The sequence below is a fragment of the Komagataeibacter saccharivorans genome (assembly GCF_004348195.1).
Taxonomy (GTDB): domain Bacteria; phylum Pseudomonadota; class Alphaproteobacteria; order Acetobacterales; family Acetobacteraceae; genus Komagataeibacter; species Komagataeibacter saccharivorans.
Genome location: NZ_CP036406.1, coordinates 105,774 through 127,206, shown reverse-complemented (window position 1 = coordinate 127,206; position 21,433 = coordinate 105,774). Strand labels below are relative to the sequence as shown.

At 57.0% G+C, this 21,433-nt stretch carries 20 protein-coding genes and 3 pseudogenes; 6 read left to right on the top strand and 17 right to left on the bottom strand.

Going from position 1 to position 21,433, the window contains the following annotated elements:
• Genes KSAC_RS15790 through KSAC_RS15775 form a run of 4 tightly spaced genes read right to left on the bottom strand, consistent with a single transcriptional unit; the run spans window position 1 to window position 4,455 of the window.
• The gene (locus KSAC_RS15790; RefSeq protein WP_132306727.1) at window positions 1–1,176 is read right to left on the bottom strand and encodes a M24 family metallopeptidase; all 1,176 of its coding nucleotides are present in this window, start codon (window positions 1,174–1,176) and stop codon (window positions 1–3) included.
• Entirely contained in the window at window positions 1,173–2,018 is an 846-nt protein-coding gene (locus KSAC_RS15785; protein WP_132306725.1) for an ABC transporter permease subunit, read from the bottom strand. The genes KSAC_RS15790 and KSAC_RS15785 overlap by 4 nt, the downstream gene beginning before the upstream one ends.
• Window positions 2,015–2,983 (bottom strand): ABC transporter permease, encoded by a 969-nt coding sequence (locus tag KSAC_RS15780; protein WP_341812915.1) that lies wholly within the window; start codon window positions 2,981–2,983, stop codon window positions 2,015–2,017. Before KSAC_RS15780 ends, KSAC_RS15785 begins: the two co-directional genes overlap by 4 nt.
• Window positions 2,983–4,455 (bottom strand): NAD(P)-binding domain-containing protein, encoded by a 1,473-nt coding sequence (locus tag KSAC_RS15775; RefSeq protein ID WP_132306723.1) that lies wholly within the window; start codon window positions 4,453–4,455, stop codon window positions 2,983–2,985. Before KSAC_RS15775 ends, KSAC_RS15780 begins: the two co-directional genes overlap by 1 nt.
• Before the next feature lie 43 nt (window positions 4,456–4,498).
• On the opposite strand from KSAC_RS15775, the gene KSAC_RS15770 reads away from it, so the two are divergent.
• Complete coding sequence (locus KSAC_RS15770; protein WP_132306721.1) at window positions 4,499–5,677, top strand: LysR family transcriptional regulator; 1,179 nt, start codon at window positions 4,499–4,501, stop codon at window positions 5,675–5,677.
• An 8-nt stretch (window positions 5,678–5,685) separates the two neighbouring features.
• On the opposite strand, the gene KSAC_RS15765 is transcribed toward KSAC_RS15770, so the two are convergent.
• The 11 genes and pseudogenes from KSAC_RS15765 to KSAC_RS15730 all read right to left on the bottom strand — a co-directional run bounded on the left by KSAC_RS15765 (window position 5,686) and on the right by KSAC_RS15730 (window position 15,980).
• Window positions 5,686–6,621 (bottom strand): alpha/beta fold hydrolase, encoded by a 936-nt coding sequence (locus KSAC_RS15765; RefSeq protein WP_243705415.1) that lies wholly within the window; start codon window positions 6,619–6,621, stop codon window positions 5,686–5,688.
• A 42-nt stretch (window positions 6,622–6,663) separates the two neighbouring features.
• The gene (locus KSAC_RS15760; RefSeq protein WP_243705414.1) at window positions 6,664–9,075 is read right to left on the bottom strand and encodes a TonB-dependent receptor; all 2,412 of its coding nucleotides are present in this window, start codon (window positions 9,073–9,075) and stop codon (window positions 6,664–6,666) included.
• 718 nt (window positions 9,076–9,793) lie between these two features.
• A pseudogene (locus KSAC_RS17875) lies at window positions 9,794–9,889 on the bottom strand (IS481 family transposase); the annotation flags it as partial.
• A gap of 18 nt (window positions 9,890–9,907) precedes the next feature.
• Window positions 9,908–10,080 (bottom strand): annotated as a pseudogene (locus KSAC_RS15755) (transposase); the annotation flags it as partial.
• A gap of 50 nt (window positions 10,081–10,130) precedes the next feature.
• Window positions 10,131–10,784, bottom strand: a complete 654-nt coding sequence (locus KSAC_RS17645) for a transposase (protein WP_408884764.1) — start codon at window positions 10,782–10,784, stop codon at window positions 10,131–10,133.
• A gap of 35 nt (window positions 10,785–10,819) precedes the next feature.
• On the bottom strand, window positions 10,820–11,251 hold the full coding sequence (locus KSAC_RS17640) for a transposase (RefSeq protein WP_243705413.1): 432 nt from the start codon (window positions 11,249–11,251) through the stop codon (window positions 10,820–10,822).
• Window positions 11,187–11,657 (bottom strand): transposase family protein, encoded by a 471-nt coding sequence (locus KSAC_RS17635; RefSeq protein WP_243705429.1) that lies wholly within the window; start codon window positions 11,655–11,657, stop codon window positions 11,187–11,189. The genes KSAC_RS17640 and KSAC_RS17635 overlap by 65 nt, the downstream gene beginning before the upstream one ends.
• 332 nt (window positions 11,658–11,989) lie before the next feature.
• A pseudogene (locus KSAC_RS15745) lies at window positions 11,990–12,115 on the bottom strand (IS481 family transposase); the annotation flags it as partial.
• 192 nt (window positions 12,116–12,307) lie between these two features.
• On the bottom strand, window positions 12,308–13,681 hold the full coding sequence (locus KSAC_RS15740; RefSeq protein ID WP_132306719.1) for an amidohydrolase family protein: 1,374 nt from the start codon (window positions 13,679–13,681) through the stop codon (window positions 12,308–12,310).
• A gap of 414 nt (window positions 13,682–14,095) precedes the next feature.
• On the bottom strand, window positions 14,096–15,442 hold the full coding sequence (locus tag KSAC_RS15735) for a nucleobase:cation symporter-2 family protein (protein WP_165927377.1): 1,347 nt from the start codon (window positions 15,440–15,442) through the stop codon (window positions 14,096–14,098).
• A gap of 34 nt (window positions 15,443–15,476) precedes the next feature.
• Window positions 15,477–15,980 (bottom strand): nucleoside deaminase, encoded by a 504-nt coding sequence (locus KSAC_RS15730; protein ID WP_341812914.1) that lies wholly within the window; start codon window positions 15,978–15,980, stop codon window positions 15,477–15,479.
• A 114-nt stretch (window positions 15,981–16,094) separates the two neighbouring features.
• On the opposite strand from KSAC_RS15730, the gene KSAC_RS15725 reads away from it, so the two are divergent.
• Window positions 16,095–16,976, top strand: a complete 882-nt coding sequence (locus KSAC_RS15725; protein WP_165927376.1) for a LysR family transcriptional regulator — start codon at window positions 16,095–16,097, stop codon at window positions 16,974–16,976.
• A gap of 110 nt (window positions 16,977–17,086) precedes the next feature.
• Here KSAC_RS15725 and KSAC_RS15720 read toward each other — a convergent pair.
• A protein-coding gene (locus KSAC_RS15720) for an IS5 family transposase (protein WP_279433738.1) occupies window positions 17,087–17,865 on the bottom strand; the annotation gives its coding sequence in 2 pieces (ribosomal slippage) (window positions 17,087–17,526 and window positions 17,526–17,865; 780 coding nt in all).
• A gap of 105 nt (window positions 17,866–17,970) precedes the next feature.
• On the opposite strand from KSAC_RS15720, the gene KSAC_RS15715 reads away from it, so the two are divergent.
• Window positions 17,971–19,185: an IS701 family transposase gene (locus KSAC_RS15715; RefSeq protein WP_132306712.1), complete on the top strand. Its 1,215-nt coding sequence runs from the start codon at window positions 17,971–17,973 to the stop codon at window positions 19,183–19,185.
• A 230-nt stretch (window positions 19,186–19,415) separates the two neighbouring features.
• Here KSAC_RS15715 and KSAC_RS15710 read toward each other — a convergent pair whose 3' ends face one another.
• Window positions 19,416–19,706, bottom strand: a complete 291-nt coding sequence (locus tag KSAC_RS15710) for a transposase (RefSeq protein ID WP_165927374.1) — start codon at window positions 19,704–19,706, stop codon at window positions 19,416–19,418.
• 81 nt (window positions 19,707–19,787) lie between these two features.
• Between KSAC_RS15710 and KSAC_RS17630 the strand changes: the two genes are divergently transcribed.
• Genes KSAC_RS17630 through KSAC_RS17620 form a run of 3 tightly spaced genes read left to right on the top strand, consistent with a single transcriptional unit; the run spans window position 19,788 to window position 21,386 of the window.
• Window positions 19,788–20,330, top strand: a complete 543-nt coding sequence (locus KSAC_RS17630; RefSeq protein ID WP_341812913.1) for a transposase family protein — start codon at window positions 19,788–19,790, stop codon at window positions 20,328–20,330.
• The gene (locus KSAC_RS17625; RefSeq protein WP_243705413.1) at window positions 20,266–20,697 is read left to right on the top strand and encodes a transposase; all 432 of its coding nucleotides are present in this window, start codon (window positions 20,266–20,268) and stop codon (window positions 20,695–20,697) included. The genes KSAC_RS17630 and KSAC_RS17625 overlap by 65 nt, the downstream gene beginning before the upstream one ends.
• Window positions 20,589–21,386, top strand: a complete 798-nt coding sequence (locus tag KSAC_RS17620; protein WP_243705412.1) for a transposase — start codon at window positions 20,589–20,591, stop codon at window positions 21,384–21,386. The genes KSAC_RS17625 and KSAC_RS17620 overlap by 109 nt, the downstream gene beginning before the upstream one ends.
• Window positions 21,387–21,433 lie beyond the last annotated feature (47 nt).

The window sequence follows — 21,433 nt, the reverse complement described above, 5'->3', positions numbered from 1 at the left end:
TCAGACCTCCAGGTAGCCGCCGGGATAGCGTGTCAGATATTCATGCCCGTTTTCGGTAATGAGGATGGTATCGGAAATCTGAGTTGCAACGCCCTGTGCCGGGACGCGGAGGTTGGGTTCAAGCGTAAAGAGCATGCCGGGTTCGAGTATGATGTCCGTTCGCGCATCGAGCGAGGTATGCTCATGTGCACCCAGGCCGATGGTATGACCGATGCGCCCGGGAATGTTGGCGGCGTACCCCGCGCTGGAAAGCCGCTTTTTTGTAATGTGGAACAGTTCGGACAGGGGAATGCCGGGTTTCAGCACGCCTTCAATTTCTGCGCGGATGCCCAGAATGGTATCGATGGCCCTGCGCTGCGCCGGAGGCACCGGGCCAAAGGCCACCGTGCGTTCGATTTCGGCATGGACCCCGTTGGCGACAGCCCAGATGAAAACCGCCCCGACCTCCCCTTCGACCGGCATGCGCAGGGTGGGGTTGTCGCAATTGACAAACATGCGCTCGCCATAGAGCGTCCATGTCCACAGGCCGTTCTGCGCGCCCCCTTCCAGCGTGCCGAAATCGGCTACCTCCACATCCGGCATTCCGCACCACAGCCTGTTCATGGCGGCCATTGAGGCGGTGGAAACCTCGCGCTCATTCCCGCGCGCGGCCATGGCGCTGACTGCCGCTTCCATGCCTCGGCCCGCTAGGGTTGCGGCGATGCGGGCATGAGCGATCTCGTCGGGATCCTTGACCAGCCGTACCCGGTCGATCATGGCGCTGGAATCGACAAGGCGGGCATCGGGCAGGAAGTCTTCCATTACCCGATAGCGCGCAACGGGCATGTGGTCATATTCTAGGGCGATACGGCCGGCGGACAGTTTTTTTTCGGCAAGGATGCCGCCAAGTGCCGCCATCCATGTTGGCCCCATCGTGACCTTTGTCGACCATGCGCCATAAAGGCGGATATCGCTGACAAAGCTCTCGCGGCGTCCATGGTCATCGCGCAGGGCATGGACAAGGAGGACCGGTTCACCGTCGCGTGGCAGGAGCACCACGACCGGATGGGAATAGATGATCGGGTTGAAGCCTGTCAGGAAGAACGTATTCTCGGGCTTGAAACAGATCAGGGCGTCAACGCCGGCTTCGGCCATGGCGGTCTTGAGCCGCGTGATGCGGGGATGCAGGTCGGTCATCGGTTGCTCCATGTCTTGGGGTCGAGGTAATCACGCAGCCAGTCACCAAAAAGGTTGATCCCCAGCACGCTCAGCACGATCGCAAGCCCGGGAAAGGTGACGACCCACCAGGCGGTGGAAATGTAGACGCGCCCTTCGGCCAGGATCTGGCCCCAGTCAGGGGCAGGGGGCTGCACGCCTAGCCCGAGGAAGGACAGGGCGGCGATCATGATGATGAGCCGTGCCAGTTCCAGCGTTGCGACCACCAGGGCCGGGGTCAGGACATTGGGCAGGATGTGCCGGGACATGATCCACCATGACGAGGCACCCACCGCGCGCGCGGACAGCACGAATTCCCGCTCACGCAGGCTGATTACCTGTGCGCGGATGATCCGGGCGTAGCGTGTCCATGATGTCAGGGCGAGGACCACGATGACATTGCCCGTCGAGGGGCCAAGCACCGCCACGATCAGGAGTGCCAGCATCATGAGCGGGAAGGCCAGTTGCATGTCCACGATCCGCATGATGGCCTGGTCGATGAGACCGCCCATGAACCCGGACATGATTCCCGCTGTCGTGCCCATGACCGAACCCAGCATGACGGCGGCCATCGCCACCATCAGGGTCGTGCGCCCGCCATAGGCGATGCGCGAGAGGATATCGCGTCCCACGGCATCCGTGCCAAGAGGGTGCGCCCCGATCCAGTCCGGTGGCGTCAGGCGTGCGCGTAGCACGACCAGGGTGGGGTCTGGCAGCGTGCTCCACGGCGCCAGCACGGACACCATGATGAAAAGGGAGACGAGCCCGAACCCAACAAAGCCCGGGCGTGAGCGGATGAGGGCGGAAAAGAAGGTCTTCATCATGCCCCCTGGCGCTGCTGGCCGATGCGTGGATCAAGCAGGCGATACTGCAGTTCGATCGCTAGGTTGATAAGGACGAAAATCGTGGCCTCGACAAAAACGGCGGCCTGGATAACCGGGAAATCATTGCCCTCGATCGCCTGGATGGTAAGGCGCCCGATGCCTGGCCAGCCGAACACGGTTTCCGTCACGACGGAACCGCCCAGCAACTCTCCCGAAAGGATTGCGGTCATTGTCGCGACAGGGATCAGCGCATTGCGCGCGATATGCCACAGGAAGATCGTGCCGGGATAAAGCCCCTTGGCGCGGGCCGTGCGGATATAGTCTTCCTTCAGGATGTCCAGAATGGAAGAGCGCAGCAGGCGCGCGATCGAGGCGCTGACAAACACCGCCAGCGTGGCGCATGGCAGGACCAGATTGGCAAGATGCCCGTATCCCCCCGCAGGCAGCCAGTGCAGGTCGGCAGCGAACCACAGGATCAGCATGATCCCGAGCCAGAAGACCGGTGTGGCCTGTCCCAGCAGCGCAAGCGTCATGATGACGAGTTCCGTCATGCTGCCCTTGCGCAGGGCGGCAATGGCGCCTGCCGTGCATCCCAGTGTCATGCCTGCCGCCATTGCACACAGCGCCAGCAGCACGGTTGCAGGTAGTCGCTCCATGACAACCTGCATGGCGGAGCGGTTGAAGATGAAACTGTTGCCGAAATCACCATGCATGATGCTGCCGATATAATGGAAGTACTGCGCCCATAGCGGCAGGTCGAGGCCGAACTGGTGGTTCAGGGCCGCGACCTGTGCATCGCTGGCGCCCACGGGCACGAAAAGCGTTGCCGGGTCCCCAATGATGCGGGTGACAAAAAACACGACCGTCACCACGCCCCATATCGAGAACAGGGATTCCGCCACCTTCCTGAAGATGAAACGGCCCATACGGCCTGCGTGGCGATGGCGCGAGGGGGGCGGACGCATCAGGAGACCGGCAGTGGGGAATCCACCCACTCATCACCAGACAGTTCTGCATCCTCAAACGTGACAAGGCTGTTGTAGTAGGTCGCGCGGTCATCCACGAACAGGGAGCCGATGATATGCCTGACCAGGCGTTCGGCACCGTCGCTTATGGCGGGGATGTCACCGCTGACCTTTCCATGGGAAAGCGTTGCGGGGAAACAGAAACAGTGAATGAAACGCAGGGACGGGCATTCACCGGGATTTTTTTCAAGGAATTCAAATCCCTTTCCCAGGTCAGGGGAATATTGCAGTTCCGCATTGAGGGTGCCAGATGGCATGTCCTGTGGTTCTGGCGTGAAGCGGTCCTTCCAGAAGCGGATATATCTGGCGATACCGAACAGTTCCGGCCGTCTGGCCAGGTCAATGCAGAAACCTGTCGCGGCGATGATGAAATCGGCCTCCATCGTGCCGCGTGACGTGTTTATGCTTACACCCCCTGCCGTAGCGGCAAGGGAGCGGATTTCGCAGCCGAGGTGGAAGAAACCGTTGGGATGGCGCGAGACACGCAGCACGCTGGAGCGTGGCGGCGGGGTCTGGGCGGACAGGACACAGTCCAGAAACCGCCACTTCCACCCGTCGGGCAGGCTTTCAAACCCCAGCACCACGCCCATGCTGCCGATACCGGTGAATTTGTTGACCCGGGGCAGGTCCCTGCGCCGTATCAGCATGTCCACGCGGCCTGCACCACTTTCCAGCGCAACGGCGGCATTGTCCATGGCGGAGGCGCCCGCGCCCACGACAGCAATGCGCTTTCCCTTCAGTGCTTCAAAATCGATCATGCCGGCGGAGTGAGACCACAGGTTGCGTGGAAGTGCCGCGATGACCGGCGGCACATAGCCCCCGCCTAGTCCGTCACGGCCGGTGGCCAGGACAACATGCCTACATATAAGGGTTTCGGGCCTGCCGTCCGCTGTCAGTTGCAGGGAGACAAGTCCGTCATCGCGCAGGGAAATATTATCGAGTGTAACCCCATTGCGGACCGGCAGCGCCAGTATGTCGCGTAGCCAGACCAGATAGTCCATCCACATGCCGGTTGGAATCCGGTCCAGCGTTTCCCACGCGGCGGCGCCAAAACAGGCTTCGTACCAGGCGCGGAACGTCAGGCTGGCCAGGCCCATGCACGGGCCTGCCAGTGTCTTGGGTGAACGGAGCGTTTCCATGCGGGCATAGGTGCGCCATGGTCCCTCCCTCCCTGCAGGGGCACGGTCAAGGACGACATGGTTGTCCACGCCATAACGGCGCAGGTAGCCTGAAACGGTCAGTCCCGCCATGCCGCCGCCAATAACGACAACATCCATGACCCGCCCGCCATCGGCGCTGTGGGGCACCACCCAGGAGCGGCAGGGCTGGTCAAGCCATGACAGGTCCTGCCGGACCCGATCTTTCAGTTGCGCCAGCCCGGCAGGATTTTTTGCAGGTTCACGGATCGACATTCTCATTCCTTTATCAAAACCTGGCCCCGGACACGGTGGGTGGATGGTCACACCAGGCATGGTGCTGTGCTGCCTGTTTTCTACAGACATGATAATTCATATATATCATTATAAAAGAGTTATGTTGCATATAACTCATCATGGAGAAGGGAGAACAGTCCTTCATGCCCCGGCCCTACCGCACACGTGCTGTCTTTACTGCGCCCTGTTTCCGGTCTACCGTTTTCCGATGGTAGCAGATGTCCCTGATTTGCGGCAGATTGAAGCCTACTGCGCTGTAATGACGTCAGGCAGCATGACAGGGGGGGCGCACCTGCTCGGGCGTTCCCAGTCAATGATCACGCGCCTGATACAGGACCTGGAAATTTCCCTTGGTTTTGCCCTGTTCCATCGCAACGGGCCACGGATCACGGCAACCGATCAGGGAATCCGCTTTCACCGTGAAGCGCAGGTGCTGCTGGGCACGGTCAACAGGTTGCAGGAAAATGCCCGTGCCATAGCCCGCAATGCCGAAAGTTCCCTGCTGATTGCCGGAACATTCGCGCTGGCGGCCGGACTGTACCCGCAGGCGATCGGCCGGCTGCCCAGGGCGTTGCTGCCCGGCACGCTGCATGTCCAGTCGGCATCCGCCCAGGAAGTCATACACATGGTGGCGCGCAAGGAAGCCAACCTCGGGATTGTGAGTTTCCCATTCAACAATCTCGGGGTGGAACTTGGATGGATAGGGGAGGCGGACTGCGTGGTGGCGCTGTCGGCCCATGATGAACTGGCCGCGTGCGAGACAATAGACGTCGCTAGCCTTTCGGGGCGGCGGATACTGACGATGGCCGATCCGTTCCGCATCCGCAGCCGCATAGAGCGCGCACTGGCCCGGAGCAATGTGGTACCCGCGGGCATCATGGATTCCAACATGGCGATCATCCTGTTCCGCTTCGCGTGCGAGGGGCTGGGTGTTGCGATCCTCGATCCGGTTACGGCAAGGAGCCATAAGGATCCCGGCATTGTCATCAGGCCTCTGAATGTCCGTATTCCTTATTTCTTTTCCGTCGTCACACCAGGCGGCGTGGCGTCATCCGCTGGCATCACCGAACTGACCAGCCTGCTGCGGCAGGAAGCGCAGGCCATGTTGCCCGACGTGCGCTTCCATGACGGGGACAGCACCATCCTGCCCGATGGGGAGTCCGAGGATACGGATCCCGTGCTCCGCCCGCTCGATACCTGATGGCGTAATCAGGCCGGCAGTCCCTGCCTTTTCAGAAAACCGGATACCAGTTGCAGCGCGACAGGATCGGGTACGCCATGGTTGGCGTCGGTTACGATCTCTAGCATGGCATGCGGGATGCGGCTGGCGATCAGGCGTGACTGGTCAGGCGGGCAGATCCAGTCCTGTGCCCCGCAGAACACAAGCGTAGGGCAGGGGATGGAACCCAGCCTATCAACAACATCGTATGAATGATCGGCAAACAGGTCATTATGTACGCGGGCATTGTACCGCACCCGTGAGACATGCGAAAGCAGCCTGTCCAGATCAACGGTTTTCGGGTCTTCGGCATAAAGGGGAGCGAGGGCGAACATGATCAGGCGGAATTCCTCATCATTTTCAATGGTCGGGGTGAACAGCCTGTCCAGCATGCCTTCCGTTGCCATTGGCGCCCTGGAAGCACGGGCCCGGAAGCTTCCCAGCGCCTCGGTTTCATGATGCCAGCTTGGTGCGGTACCGCGCAGGATCAGGGCGGCCAGATGGTCGGGATGGGTAATGGCATAACTCAGCGCGATCATCCCGCCAAAGGAGCCGCCAAGCAGGACAATCCGCCTGCCCCCACACAACTCCTGACGGATGGTTTCTATATCCCTTACCATCTGGGCAAAGGTGAAGGGGGGCACGGCTTCGGATTCCCCATGCCCGCGCATGTCAAAGCCGATGATACGAAAGGGACCGGCAAGAGGGGCATAGGTTTTGAACACGCCATCATGCGTTCCAAAACCACGCCCCCCATGCAGCACAATTAGCGGCATGCCATCATGTGGGCCGATGGATGACATGGCCAGCAGGGCGCCATTGATCCTGACACGCATGGTTTCCGGCTTCCATGGGCCACCTGCATGGCCCGGCGGTGTGGGCATTGCAGGCGTCGCACCTGCCGCAGTTACAATGGACCCTGTCATGAACATTCTCCTGCTGATGCGCATAGGGGCATGATCCCCGGATCAGAAACCGGTTGAGAAATTGGCGACCACGGCAAATGCCCCGCCAAGGTAATAGGTGGGCGCGGAACCGGCAACGGTATGGCCATTGACCACAACGGCCTTTGCGTTCGTCTTCATGCTGTACACACCCGAGAGATAATTGCTGTCTCCCACATTGAGCAGGTTGACCTGGAAGGTGGTGTTATGAAGGCGTGCGTAATCTTTCAGCCTGTAGCCCAGTGTGATGTTGGCGGTCTTGCGTGCGGGGATGCTCTCATCATCCATGAAGGTGGAATACTGTGAATCTATGTAGGAAAAATTCATGTTCCCGAAGAAGTGCCCGTCATCATAGGCCAGCCCCACGGAGGCCACGAATTTGGGGCTGAGTGGTGCGATTTTCCCTGCGGTCGGTAGGTCGTATCCGCCCACGTTGATGTTGTTGTTCAGCACGGCATGCAGGTACTGGCCAGACAGGTATGGCGTAAAGTGATGCCACGGGCGCAGGCCGATCTCTGCCGAGATGCCACGTGTGGTCTGCCCGCCGGCATTGAGATAGGCGGTTGTCAGCGCACCTGAAAGATAGGTGCTGGTCGAGATCTGGCGGTTGGTGAAGTTGTAGTTGAACAGGGAGACGGATGCCGTAACAAATCCCCTGTGCCGGAAACCCAGTTCCTCGGAAATCGAATATTCGTTCTTGAGGTTCGACGTGCCGGTGACAGCAATCTTGCCCGTGGAAATATTATAGGAACTGAAATAGGCCGCATCGGTGGTCGGGGCCGAGAAGTTCGTGTTGGCATCAAAGAAAACGGAATTGTCAGGATCAATGTGATAGATCATCTCCAGCCGCGGCAGATATGTCGTCGAACTGCTCTGGATGCGGTAAGGGGCACCGATCAGTTCATTGGTTCCGGTCCTGTCGAGATAAACAAGCTTGAACCCCCCTGTAATTTCCAGGCGGTCATGCAGCAGCTTGAGGGTATCGCGAATGAAAAAGCTGTGCAGGTTCTGGTGGAAGTGCAGGTCCTTGCTGGCCAGTACGTCACCCGATGCGGTGGTGATGGGATCACGTCCGGTCATGCTTGTAACGGTGCCGTCATCATAGACGGGCACATAGGACGTAAGGGATGACTGTGTAAGGTTGCTGTACCAGTAACCAACCGACAGGTCATTGTAATGTGTCCTGTAGTTCAGCGCCGCATAGACGCCGGCGGTATACTGGGAATACCCGGCCACCGAAGCAACGGTCTCCTTTCCATTGACCAGATTGGTCAGGCCCAGATTGCCCGCAGGCTGCGTGCCGTTATAACTTGCGGTATTGGAGAGGGAGGTGCCGCTGTCAACGGCACCGCTCATCCACATGTAATAGGGCGTGATATCAAACGAGACCTGCCTTGACGCGACCAGATGCACCGGGGCGGAGATACGCATGGTGGAACGGTCCTGCCCATACAGGCCATAGTAATTGGTCGCGCCGTTGGTATAGGTTCCGGAATAGTTGTACGATTTGCCGTATTCCTGCCATTGCGCCAGGGTCGGGTTTGTCAGCCTGTCGGCAAAGGCGCGGTTGTAGGTCACGACAACAGTTGCCGAATTGCCTGCTCCCCAGTTCTTCACTGCCTTGAAGTCAACATGGTAGCGGTTATTGGTGCCGGGACCGCGCCAGTTATTGTTGGTCGTATAGGAAAACGAGGTGAACGTACGGATGCCCGTATTACCGATTGATCCGGTATCAAAGCGCAGGAAATCCTTGTTCGTAAGGTGGTTCCCCATGGAGAAGCCGAACTGCCCGCCCATTTTGTCGGAGGGATCGCGTAACTGCTGGGTTATTGTTCCGCCCACGGCGTTATAGACCGGAGCGGCAATGGACGCACTGCCCTGGGCTACATCGATGCGGCCGATGTTTTCGGAATCTGCCCATTCGGATGTATCGGGCAGATTATAGAAGGCATCTGCCGCGGGCATGCCTTCAAACAGGAAGCCAATTTCGTTTCCATTCATGCCGCGCAGGCTGATCGTGCTGCGGTCGGAAATACCAAGTGGATCGGAATCAGCGACGACCGCGCCCGGCAGCATGGTAACCAGCCCGAGCGTATTACTGGTGGGTGACTGCTTTTGGATGAATTCGGACGTTACACTGCTCTGGGCGCGTGCCACGGTCTGGGGAGGTAAAAGCCCGCCCCCCGTTGCCGTATGGCGCGATGTGCTGACACTGAGGTGTTCCTGCTGCTGCGGTATGTCCGTCTCATGGGTGGGGGGGCGCTTCGGGGCCGCGTTGCCGTGGACATTCTTCAGGTGTGCCGGCCGGTCGGGCTGGGCCGCAAACGCACCTGCGGGCAGGACAAAGATGGCCCCGAGGAACAGCACCTGCATATACCGATGGGGCATGTCCGGACGTAGTGGAATGGGAACACGCCTGTCGGATGGAGGCGCCATTCTGATTGCTACGGATACAGACATCAGAAATCCTTTTTGATTGATGCCTTGATGTTCAAGGATGTTTCGCGCGTGCGCCTTACGCTCGAGAGGTGTGATCTTAGTTACGATATCGTACCTATGTTCAGGCGCAATCTTTTTTGCGTTTTATGCAACATGAATAGTGTTGTATGTCTTATTTGCATCATTATGGGCATGAGCGGTCCTTGGAGGGCGATGTCATCTATTGCGGGGAAACAGGATCGTGCAGGACTATTTTCACTATTTATAAGTGTTCAATATGCGCAAAAAACACGAAATGACTCATTTTATAACACGTGAAGCTCTGTCGTGTTTTGGTTTATCTTTCTTACTATGCCAAACACGTATAATGGCGACATATTTATGTCAATAATTAATGTAATAAAAATATAATAACATATTAAATCGTTAATTGCCGGGTCGCCATGCCGGACGGGAAGGGCGTGCTCCGTCCGGCATGTGGCACCCGCATAGGATGCGTAATGCCATTGTGAGTGTGTGAAAAGTTTGAGAAAAAGCCAAAAATAGAAATTATTGTTTATCAACGGATTGCATGTTCCAGATTTGAAGAAAGATTGAGGGAACGCCCTAAAAATCCTCAAAACTGCCTACAATTAGGGTAAGCGCCAACTTTCATGCGGTGGCGTTGCAACCCTATTGCACCCTAAGAGTATCCGTTGTGGTCAAGCGGCTTTGGATGCCAAAAGCCGCTTGACCACAACGGATACTTGTCTCCTGCGATATCAGGCAGGCGTGAAATCCCGTGACGCTGAAGACAGCGATGCAGCGCTGAGAGTCCGTTTGAGAATGGTCATGGGTGGACAATTCTGCGGAGCATGAGGCTACCGAGAGCGACATGGATCATTGCCTCCGAGACGTCGATCCTCTGCTCGTAATCCCGAACGAGGCGCTTCCAGCGCATCATCCAACCGAAAGTGCGCTCGAGACCCAGCGCCGGGGCAACACCTTGAAGCCCGGCTGTTGATTTTCACTGAGAACTGGGCTCTTCCGCAAAGTGTGTGGTGATTTTTGCGCTATGAGATTGGAAGTACACGTGCCCTGAGGAGTTCGAAGCCTGCTCTCCCGAACATGGTGCGCTTTATCATTTTCAATCGACTGATCTGCCCCTCGACAGGGCTGGTTGTCCACGATGTCACAAGAGAAGCCTGAATGGCTGCGGCATCCCGTTCAAGGGCTGGAACCAGACGGGAGAGCAGCGTATCCCTTCCTGCTTTCAGTAAAAGCCTGAGGTTATCTTCTGATTTCCTGCAGAGCAGATTTTGCATTTTCCTCACCCAGCTGGTCGTTTTTTCCAGTTGGGGTTCTGCTGCAAGAAGTTCTCTGACAAACAGGGTCTGCTGATCGGCAAGTGTTCCAGGATCCGTCAACAGGAGGCGTGCCAGTTTCCGTCCGAGGGGAGGCACAGCATGGCGTCGGGAGCGCTGTTGTGGAGACGTAGCCTGTCGTATCGTCAACCATTTCCACACAATCCCATATTTCCCGGTAAAGCCCTGACTGACCAGCTCCCGCCACAATGTCGCGGCGGTATGGCATCCTTCATGCCATCGCCTGTCCAGATAATCCGTATAAGGCGCGAGGATACCGGGCTTTGTCGTGGTACGCTTCCATGTCGGGGCGTGCCCCAGCCTGAACCAGCGCCGCAGGGTCTTGCGCTCGACACCGATCATGTCAGCTATGGCCTGAAGGCCATGCCCTTCGGCTTTCAGGGCAAGGGCTTCATTGAATCGGGTTTCACGCCTTGACTGTGCGGCCTGGCTCGCATTCCGTGTGGGCGCCTGCGCTTTTTGCAGGCATGATGGCTGGGCACGCATCCCGGTATCCGTGGAGACTGACTGACAGAGTTTCTGCGAGATCTTCGTGGCTGTAGGTCCACAACCGCCACAAAGGCATCCGAGAGGTTTCTGAGCAGATGCCATCTGTCTGTGACCTGAACGGCCGATGGTGCGCCTCTGTAACAGGCATCCGCGTATGCTCCAGCCCGGTCTCTGGCAATGATCTCAATACCGGGATTTTGCACAAGCCATGCAGCAAGGGTATCCGCCTGCCGGTCTGGCAGCAGATTGACCACATCATTTTTTTTCCAGATCGACCAGGATGGTGCCGTAATGATGCCCGCGACGCCAGGCCCAGTCATCCACACCCAGAACACGGGGAGACCGCGCAGAGGGCTTCCCTGACATTCTGGAAAGGAGCCTACGGATCAGAGTGTCTGCGCTGACCGGGCAACGCAGGCGTTCTGCCATTCTTTCGCCTGCAGACCCACCCAGGGCATGGGCCACATAATGGTGAAGGTCTGTCAGGCGCATGGTATGCCGCCCATAAGGCACGGTCATATCAGAAAGCGGGATGACAAACGTCCGGCGACGACAACCAGCAGTGTTGCAGTAAAGACGGAACGAGGAAACCCGAAGTGTGACACGACGGCCCTGCCAGGGCAGATCCGACAATGTGCGGCGATAAAGACTATGGATCCGTTGCGTCCGGATATGACAGTCGGGACAGACAGCACTGCGATCACGCAAACTCGCTTCTATCTGCACCGTATTGTCGCTCGGCGTGACCTGATCAACAACGAGAGAGGGAGGAAGATCAAGGCACCGGAAGCGTGACACGACAGAAAAATCCCCAAAATTTGCATATTTTCAGGATTTCTCAGCTTCTTTCCCGCAGTACAAGTCCTCGCACCACATACTTTGCGGAAGAGCCCAGTTCTCAGTGAAAATCAACAGACAGAGTTTGTCGTGCAGTTTTTGTAACTTTGGCGGCTATCGTTTCCGGGCATGAAAAGAATGACGGAAAACACATGTTTTCCGTCATCGATACCCAGCATCAACTCTTAGCGTATATCTGTGCCCGTTTTATGTAATGACCCCCACTTGCTGACTGTTTCATCGCTGATCCCGTAGCGTCTGGCGAGCACGGAAGTCGGTTCCGACGAGCGGGCGAAGTCAGCCCGCACTGCAGATGTCGTACGGGCCTGTGGGTGGATCTCAAGCATCATTCGTCCTCCCTGCAAACGGAAGAAAACCATGGAGCGTAATGCGGTATCGCCCACGCTACATCATCCCAACGACGTCTCACAACCTGACAGCTAGATCTTGAAATTCTTCCTATATTGTAGGGATGGAAGAAAAAGACGGAACAGGCCCTAATATAGCAAAAGGCAAAGAACAGCGAAGTTCGCAGATCTTCAAACAAGACCTAGCGATGCCGTCGTATCGTTATCCGCCAGCCATTGCGCGCGTCGGGCAAAAAGTGGAGGTACTGCAGCATTGGCTTCGGCGATCAGATCGCTTAGGATACCGTTGACGAGCAAGCCATTCTCCACGACCACACGCCCCTGTACCATCGTCATCACAACATCGCCGCCCTGTACGGCATGTACCAGATTGTGATGAAGATTCCCCATGCTTCCCCCAAGCAAAGGGGTCATACGGGGTGTACTGGTACGGACCGCGATCAAATCGGCCTGCTTGCCAATCTCGATTGAACCGATGTCATTGGACATGCCTAGCGCGCGAGCTCCCTCGATCGTTGCCATCCGACATATGCTCCATGCATCGAGTGCCGCGGCATCTAGGGCTGAGAACTTGGCGAGTAGAGATGCCGTCTTCATCTCGTCAAACATGTCGAGATTATTGTTTTCCTTTTCGCCATCCGTGCCGAGGCCAACTGCAATACCGGCTGCACGCATATCCATGACACGTGCGGCGCCACTAGCCAGCTTCATGTTACTTACCGGATTGTGTGCGACCCCGATGCCGCGCCGCGCGAGAATTGCGATTTCTGCATCCGAAAGCCACACGCAATGCGCTAGAAGTGTGCGGGGCGCATCCAGAAGGCCAAAACGCTCCAGCGCTTCGACTGGCCGTGTGCCATATCGTTTCAGCGTTTCCTCGACATCGAAACGGCTTTCATTGCTGTGAGTATGAAAGCCTGTTCCTGCCGCCTTAGCAATGGCGATGGCGCGCGTCCATGCTTCGGGCGTAGCATAAAACATGTGTTCCAGTCCGATCCAGACATGGATGCGCCCACCCGCGCCCTGATGCCAGTTCCGGATCAGTTCCTCATTGGTGTCGAGCGTCTCAAAATAGTTATGTGCGGGATGTTCGGCAACATAGGGAACGAGTACCGCGCGGATGCCCAGATCGCGCGCGGCCAGGGCGCTACCCTCCATATATCGCCACATATCGACAATGGTCGTGGTGCCTGAGAGAAGCGCTTCAGCATAACATATACGCGCGGCCACTTCCGCTTCATGCGGGCGCAACACGCGGTGCATCGGGTCAATAAACTGTTGCAACCACTCCCATACTGGCAAGCCTTCGGCAGTGCCGCGCAACAAGCCCGAATGGGCATGTGTGTTGACCAGTCCCGGCATTATCAACGTGTCGGGAAGGCTGCGGATGGGCACATCAGGCCAACGCGCCTCGATATCGGAGCGCGGACCGATATCGGCTATGCGCCCGTCCTCACCCACGATGACTGTACCATCGGCGATGATTTCATTCATAGTGTTCATGGTCAGCAGATATGGGGCGTGAAAGCCCTGTCTTGCCGTCATTGTATAATCTCCAGTTGGGGGCGCGGCACGGCCCAGAGCCGCTAGACGCTGACGATACGTGGCAGAACGCTCTTGGAAGCGTGTCGATATTTCTGCGGCAATCCCCCGGCCCCGATCACGCGTGTCATCGCCGTCTCTACCGGTTCGCAACCAACTTGAGCGATCAGCGGGAAAGCGCCGAAAACGCGCCAAGTGGTAGCCCATATCCACAATGGGGTTTGCGGATCATCTCTTCCATGCGTTCGTGTAACACGCAGACCACGAAAGGGAATGTCCTTGTCAGATCGATCCCGGATAGCATGAAAACGCCTGATCCGTTGTAAGGTCGGCACTGTTCCAGCTGACGCTCTTTGCTGGATTGTTCGCATAGGGCGGTGTGAATCCTCCCGCCTTGTGGCGTACGATCGATGGAGTTCAAGACAGGCCATGATAGGCGCTCTCATCTTTCGGTGCGCGCACCAGCAGCAGGTTGAGGACAATGGCGCACAGCGATCCCATAATGACCGGAGATTCAGTCACCGGCGCGCACCACGCTGGCATAAAGCCAAGAACGGCCGGGCTTGTGGACACAGTCATGGCCATAGCGACGCTTAACCCCGCCACCAAAGTGGTCGGCCTACCGGGAGCCAGATCGATGGACGCTATGGTCTTGATCCCGACCATAAACAGGCTGGAAAAAATGAACATGCCAGCTCCTCCGGCAAGAGGAGAGGGAATGGCGGCAACAGTCGCAGCCAAAAAGGGCGACAGGCCAAGACAAATCAACAGGCCGCCAGCAAGTGCCACAACCCATCGGCTGCGCACACCGGTAATGCCGAGTAGCGCAACATTCTCAGAAAAGGCGGTGTAAGGGAATGAGCCCATGATACCGCCGATAAGGGTGGCAAGACCATCGGCGCGCAACAATTGTCCAATCCGCGTCGGCGTTGCCGGACGCTGACACATCTCGCCCACGATCACCGCGTCCCCCACTGATTCCACCCAAGTAATCGCCACGACGATGGTCATGCCTAGGATCGGGGCAAGGTGAAAACTCGGTCGCCCGAAAGGAAAAGGTGGCAAGATAGCGATGGCCGGGGGCATGCCGCCTAGATGAGGGTGCAATCGTCCCATCAGAACCGCAAGGATCAAGCCCGAGACTACACCCAGAAACACCGCTAGATTACGGACCGTACCTTTGCCCCACACTGATAGGGCGATCGTCACGACCAACACAGCTGCCGCCAACCCCCCATTGCCGGGGGATGATGCGTCAGCAGCGATGTTAGTTGCGGCCACCGGCAGCAGGCTGAGCCCCATAATCATGAGAGACGTTCCCACGACTACCGGCGGAAACAGGCGGGTAATATAGCCGCCCAGTCGTGCAGCCAGCATGGCAATCAGCCCGGCGACAATGACCGAACCATAGACCGCGCGCAGACCAGCATCGCCACCTTGGGCCAGCAGGTCTGGGTTCGAGGCTATGCCGGTCACACAAGAAATAACGGCGAATGAGACTCCCTGCATGAGCGGTAGGCGTGCGCCAAAATTACCCAGACCGATGGTCTGAACCAACGTAGCTAGTCCACAGGTGAGCAAATCAGCTTGTATCAGCGTGGCGACCTGATGCGCTGACAGGTGGAGCGTGCTGCCGATGACCAACGGCACGGCGATAACACCAGTGTACATCACCAGCACATGTTGAGCTGCAAGCAGCAACATACGCCCAGGCGCCAGCAGAGCATCGACCGGATCCTGGAGCGCAGGTGAGGAAGACTGCATGGTCGACATCCTTGAACTCGGTAGCCGAAGCCGCTTACCAGAAACCCTGATGGGCTTGGGCGATGTCATCTTCCATGTCAGAGATCGGCCCCACCACACTGATCTCTCGCCGCCCGGCTGCAAACACCTGCCTGCAGGGCAATGCCAGTGTCAGATTTTCCGGATTGTCCCCCGCCACGCTGGCAAGGCGCTCTTCACTCATGCCGAAGACCACCCGACCAATACCGGCCCAATAAATACCCCCAGCGCACATGCAACACGGCTCAACCGAGGTGAATATCGTGCAATGCCGGAGAAACTCCGGTGTGTAGCGTTGCGCTGCCTCACGCGCTAGGCACAGTTCGGCATGGCCTATGCCTCTGTCGGACTGCCAGTTGTTGCCCGCGCGCAGGAGCACCGTACCATCTCTGTCCGCCAGCAGTGCGCCAAAGGGATGGTTACCCGCCTGCGCACATTGGACTGCGATATCAGCCGCTTCCTGAAGGAGCGATCTTTCCATGTCGGACAGGCGGGCTTCTACGGGGGATGATGTGGGCACTGTCGGCCTCCAGCAGTGAGCGGTTCGTGTCGGTATAAAAATGACACTTGTAACGGCGTCCCGCATAGCGCAATGAATGGCGCGCTGTGTCCCATTTTTTGCAAGGACAGACCGATGTCGGTGTTTTCCCGCGAAATGCTCTCTTTTATCGAGATAACGCGCCGAGGCTCGATCCGCGCCGCGGCTGATGTACTCAACGTGTCGTCATCGGCCCTTAGTAGGCAGGTGCAGATGCTGGAAAAAGCACTAGGCGCGCGGCTTCTCGTGCGCACTGCACATGGGGTCAATGTGACCTCGGCCGGACAACAGTTACTCGATCAGGCTGCAACATGGATCGAGGGCGAACAACGGTTGCGCGAAAATGTTGCACAAAACGCTAAGCCGATGGTGCGCTTGGGAGTAATGGAATGTCTGTTGCCCTTCATCGCAGCCCATCCAGCGCAGGAGATGTCGCTTAAGGTAATGACCGGTGATACGGCGAGCTTGACGGATCGTCTGATCGCTCGGGAATTTGACGCCATCATTGCTTTCAATGTGGTAAAGCATCCAGAACTTCGTATTCATATCACGCGTGACTATCCCATCGGCTTAGTTGCCGCGCATGGGGTGCTGCCCACTGCGGCGCCTCTGGGAGGATGGATCACAGCATGCCACGATATTCAACTCTGCCTGTTAGACGACAGCCTGTCGATGTGGCCAAGACTCAACGCAGAGTTCACACGCCTCCGTATTGCGCCAAGGATTAGTCTGCACACCAATTCGGTGGCCCTTCTACTCGCCCATCTGCGGCATGGTGCTGGTGCAGGCTTTCTCACCATGCTCGACTGCGGGCATGATGTTCAGGAAGGACTGCTCGATTATCATAATCTCTCGAACATCCGTTTAAGCGAGAGCCTTGATCTCTGTACGAGAGACGAAACAACCATATCCAGCGTTGGTTCTGGATATGTAATTGATTTATTCAATTCTCTCCCATTATCTCATAGCAAAAGATAGCGGCGGTCACTTTTATTATATTTAATGAATTAATTATTTTGTATAGACGATTAATATATACACTCTACAAGATTCGTGACGACAACTACCGCGAAGGCTACTAGGGCCTGTTAGGCCTTGATATAGTCTGCTGTAGCAGCGATGAGGATGACGGAGAGGAAGGATGCGGCAGTTTTCTCATATCGGGTCGCGACAGCCCGCCACTCCTTGAGCCTTGCCCACAGGTTTTCGACCAGATGCCGGTGTCTGTAAGCCCATTTTGGACAAGCGACTTCTGGATCATTCTTCCTTGGCGGGATGACAGGACGAGATCCACGGTTCCAAAGATCTTCACGAAATTTATGTGAGGCATACCCACGATCGCAGACGACATAGATTGGTGGGTATGGCAGAGCGTCAAGCAGGGCGTAGGCACACGGTAATTCATGTGCCTGTCCGGGTGCCAGCGTGAAGGACAGTGCCCTGCCATGACTGTCCGCAGCTACGCAGACCTTGGTGCCAAATCCTCCACGTGAGCGGCCAAGAGCCTCACGATCCTTTCGGCGTTCTCTGTGCCCCCTTTTTTAGCCGCTCCGGCCGCTTTATGATGGGCACGGATTGTCGTGCCATCAAGAAAGACCATGCCGAGGTCTTGATCCCTGTCTTTGGCCTTTTCAAAGAGGCGCTGCCACACACCGAGTTTCGACCATCGAATGAACAACTGTGCTGCAATCCACCAGGGACCAAACTCTGATGGCAAGGCACGCCACTTCGCGCCGTTCTGATGGCGCCAGAAAATCGCGGATATCGTCCGTCGAAGGTTCTTCGGTGGGGTTTTGCCCTTCGGACGGACTTCCTCGATCAAAGGCTCCCAGACGGACCATGCGGTATCGGAAAAGACAGACTGCATCATGCTCATCATAAACAGCTATGCAATCCGTTCCGTCATTCAAGGCCTAACAGGCCCTAGCACTACAGTTGTGTTTTGATGCGAGATATGATTCCATGTGTTGGTATGAAACGGAACAGGATGACAGGTGGCGCGTCTGTTGAGGAGACGCTGTCGCTGACGGTTGAGGGATTACGGTCGGTCAAGGAAAAAATACGTCCCCTGTTTGGTCAGGATCGGGTTGCGGTCTCAGCGGAGCATTATCTGAAAACGCTCCTGGGCAATCTGCCGCGCAAGACGGGCTGGCAACGTGCGGAAGCTGCAGGCGACGAAGGCCCCTGGCGTCAGCAGGCTTTGCTGGGCCGGACGCAGTGGGACGCTGACGGTCTGCGCGATATTGTCCGCGACCATGTTCTGAGTACCTTGGGTGATGAAGACGCGGTTCTCGTGATCGATGAGACCGGTTTTCTCAAGAAAGGCAAGGCGTCCTGTGGTGTAGGGCGCCAGTACACGGGTTCGGCTGGCAAGATCACGAACTGTCAGGTTGGTGTGTTTGCAGCCTATGTCTCTTCACGGGGTCATGCTTTCGTGGATCGCGCCCTGTATCTTCCCAAAGCCTGGACATCGGATCCGGTACGGCTGTCTGCGGCCTCTGTTCCTGCGGAAGTAACGTTTGCAACCAAACCCTCTCTGGCCCGACAGATGATCGAACGCGGCATGCAGGTCGGCCTTCCCTTCAAATGGGTCGCTGCTGATAGTGTCTATGGCGTAGGGGAAATCGAAATGAGCCTGCGTCATGCCGCAAAAGGGTATGTTCTGGGGGTGGCAGGCAGTCACTGGTTCAACTCCTGGGGCTTGGGAGAGAGACCGGTTGCGGGAGAAGCCCGTGATATCGCCCGGGACGCTCCAGAAGAAGACTGGGTCTCCCTGTCAGCCGGACACGGGACGAAAGGCGAGCGTCAGTATGACTGGCTGTGGTGTCCGCTCGCCGAACTTGAGGGGGCAGACTATACCCCGGCCGACAACAGAACCTGGATTCGGGGGCTCCTTGTGCGCCGGAACCCAGCCGACGGGGACCTTGCATACTTCACTGTCTGGTGCCCCTCAGGAACGACGCCTGAAAAGCTGGCTCAGGTCGAAGGCACGCGATGGCGGATCGAAGAGGGGTTCAGAACGGCCAAAAACGAATTCGGCCTTGATCACAATGAAACCCGTTCCTGGCACGGCTGGCACCGTCACGTATCCCTTGTCATGCTGGCCTATGCCCTGATGGCCGGGGTCAGGGCACAGGCAAACGACAGGTCTCCTAAAAAAAGACCAGCGAACCCGCACCAGGTCTGATCCGGTGGTCCATTCAGGAAATCCGGCGTCTGATCGTCAGGCTGACCCAGCGCCAGATCTCCCTCAACCATATCCTGAACTGGTCACGCTTCAGACGAATACATCAGGCAAAAGCCTATGCCTCTCGCATCAAAACACAACTGTAGTGCTAGGGCGTGTCGTCAGTTAATTTTCATGATGGCGGAGACGAGTTGGACTGCTGCGAGGAATGTTGATTTCAGCTTGTCGTATCATGTTGCAACGCCTCTGAACTGCTTCAGTCTGGCGAAGAACCGTTCGATTTCGTTTCTCTTTTTGTAGAGTGAGAAGCGGATTTTCCTTGGATGGCGTCGGTTTCTCCTTGATGGAATAACCGGTGTGATCTGCCGTTCTTCAAGCTTTTCGATAAGCGGATCAGCATCATACGCCTTGTCGGCGATAAAGGCTTCGGGATCAACTTCATCCAGAAGGGTATCTGCTTCGGTTATGTCGGCCCTTTGCCCTGGTTGTTGATTTTCACTGAGAACTGGGCTCTTCCGCAAAGTATGTGGTGCGAGGACTTGTACTGCGGGAAAGAAGCTGAGAAATCCTGAAAATATGCAAATTTTGGGGATTTTTCTGTCGTGTCACGCTTCCGGTGCCTTGATCTTCCTCCCTCTCTCGTTGTTGATCAGGTCACGCCGAGCGACAATACGGTGCAGATAGAAGCGAGTTTGCGTGATCGCAGTGCTGTCTGTCCCGACTGTCATATCCGGACGCAACGGATCCATAGTCTTTATCGCCGCACATTGTCGGATCTGCCCTGGCAGGGCCGTCGTGTCACACTTCGGGTTTCCTCGTTCCGTCTTTACTGCAACACTGCTGGTTGTCGTCGCCGGACGTTTGTCATCCCGCTTTCTGATATGACCGTGCCTTATGGGCGGCATACCATGCGCCTGACAGACCTTCACCATTATGTGGCCCATGCCCTGGGTGGGTCTGCAGGCGAAAGAATGGCAGAACGCCTGCGTTGCCCGGTCAGCGCAGACACTCTGATCCGTAGGCTCCTTTCCAGAATGTCAGGGAAGCCCTCTGCGCGGTCTCCCCGTGTTCTGGGTGTGGATGACTGGGCCTGGCGTCGCGGGCATCATTACGGCACCATCCTGGTCGATCTGGAAAAAAAATGATGTGGTCAATCTGCTGCCAGACCGGCAGGCGGATACCCTTGCTGCATGGCTTGTGCAAAATCCCGGTATTGAGATCATTGCCAGAGACCGGGCTGGAGCATACGCGGATGCCTGTTACAGAGGCGCACCATCGGCCGTTCAGGTCACAGACAGATGGCATCTGCTCAGAAACCTCTCGGATGCCTTTGTGGCGGTTGTGGACCTACAGCCACGAAGATCTCGCAGAAACTCTGTCAGTCAGTCTCCACGGATACCGGGATGCGTGCCCAGCCATCATGCCTGCAAAAAGCGCAGGCGCCCACACGGAATGCGAGCCAGGCCGCACAGTCAAGGCGTGAAACCCGATTCAATGAAGCCCTTGCCCTGAAAGCCGAAGGGCATGGCCTTCAGGCCATAGCTGACATGATCGGTGTCGAGCGCAAGACCCTGCGGCGCTGGTTCAGGCTGGGGCACGCCCCGACATGGAAGCGTACCACGACAAAGCCCGGTATCCTCGCGCCTTATACGGATTATCTGGACAGGCGATGGCATGAAGGATGCCATACCGCCGCGACATTGTGGCGGGAGCTGGTCAGTCAGGGCTTTACCGGGAAATATGGGATTGTGTGGAAATGGTTGACGATACGACAGGCTACGTCTCCACAACAGCGCTCCCGACGCCATGCTGTGCCTCCCCTCGGACGGAAACTGGCACGCCTCCTGTTGACGGATCCTGGAACACTTGCCGATCAGCAGACCCTGTTTGTCAGAGAACTTCTTGCAGCAGAACCCCAACTGGAAAAAACGACCAGCTGGGTGAGGAAAATGCAAAATCTGCTCTGCAGGAAATCAGAAGATAACCTCAGGCTTTTACTGAAAGCAGGAAGGGATACGCTGCTCTCCCGTCTGGTTCCAGCCCTTGAACGGGATGCCGCAGCCATTCAGGCTTCTCTTGTGACATCGTGGACAACCAGCCCTGTCGAGGGGCAGATCAGTCGATTGAAAATGATAAAGCGCACCATGTTCGGGAGAGCAGGCTTCGAACTCCTCAGGGCACGTGTACTTCCAATCTCATAGCGCAAAAATCACCACACACTTTGCGGAAGAGCCCAGTTCTCAGTGAA

Coding starts and splice junctions, on each gene's coding strand:
- KSAC_RS15790 (WP_132306727.1), bottom strand. CDS start 1,176: ATGACCGACCTGCATCCCCGCATCACGCGGCTCAAGACCGCCATGGCC.
- KSAC_RS15785 (WP_132306725.1), bottom strand. CDS start 2,018: ATGATGAAGACCTTCTTTTCCGCCCTCATCCGCTCACGCCCGGGCTTT.
- KSAC_RS15780 (WP_341812915.1), bottom strand. CDS start 2,983: ATGCGTCCGCCCCCCTCGCGCCATCGCCACGCAGGCCGTATGGGCCGT.
- KSAC_RS15775 (WP_132306723.1), bottom strand. CDS start 4,455: ATGTCGATCCGTGAACCTGCAAAAAATCCTGCCGGGCTGGCGCAACTG.
- KSAC_RS15770 (WP_132306721.1), top strand. CDS start 4,499: ATGGTCACACCAGGCATGGTGCTGTGCTGCCTGTTTTCTACAGACATG.
- KSAC_RS15765 (WP_243705415.1), bottom strand. CDS start 6,621: ATGACAGGGTCCATTGTAACTGCGGCAGGTGCGACGCCTGCAATGCCC.
- KSAC_RS15760 (WP_243705414.1), bottom strand. CDS start 9,075: ATGGCGCCTCCATCCGACAGGCGTGTTCCCATTCCACTACGTCCGGAC.
- KSAC_RS17645 (WP_408884764.1), bottom strand. CDS start 10,784: ATGATCGGTGTCGAGCGCAAGACCCTGCGGCGCTGGTTCAGGCTGGGG.
- KSAC_RS17640 (WP_243705413.1), bottom strand. CDS start 11,251: ATGACTGGGCCTGGCGTCGCGGGCATCATTACGGCACCATCCTGGTCG.
- KSAC_RS15740 (WP_132306719.1), bottom strand. CDS start 13,681: ATGACGGCAAGACAGGGCTTTCACGCCCCATATCTGCTGACCATGAAC.
- KSAC_RS15735 (WP_165927377.1), bottom strand. CDS start 15,442: ATGCAGTCTTCCTCACCTGCGCTCCAGGATCCGGTCGATGCTCTGCTG.
- KSAC_RS15725 (WP_165927376.1), top strand. CDS start 16,095: ATGTCGGTGTTTTCCCGCGAAATGCTCTCTTTTATCGAGATAACGCGC.
- KSAC_RS15715 (WP_132306712.1), top strand. CDS start 17,971: ATGAAACGGAACAGGATGACAGGTGGCGCGTCTGTTGAGGAGACGCTG.
- KSAC_RS17625 (WP_243705413.1), top strand. CDS start 20,266: ATGACTGGGCCTGGCGTCGCGGGCATCATTACGGCACCATCCTGGTCG.
- KSAC_RS17620 (WP_243705412.1), top strand. CDS start 20,589: ATGCGTGCCCAGCCATCATGCCTGCAAAAAGCGCAGGCGCCCACACGG.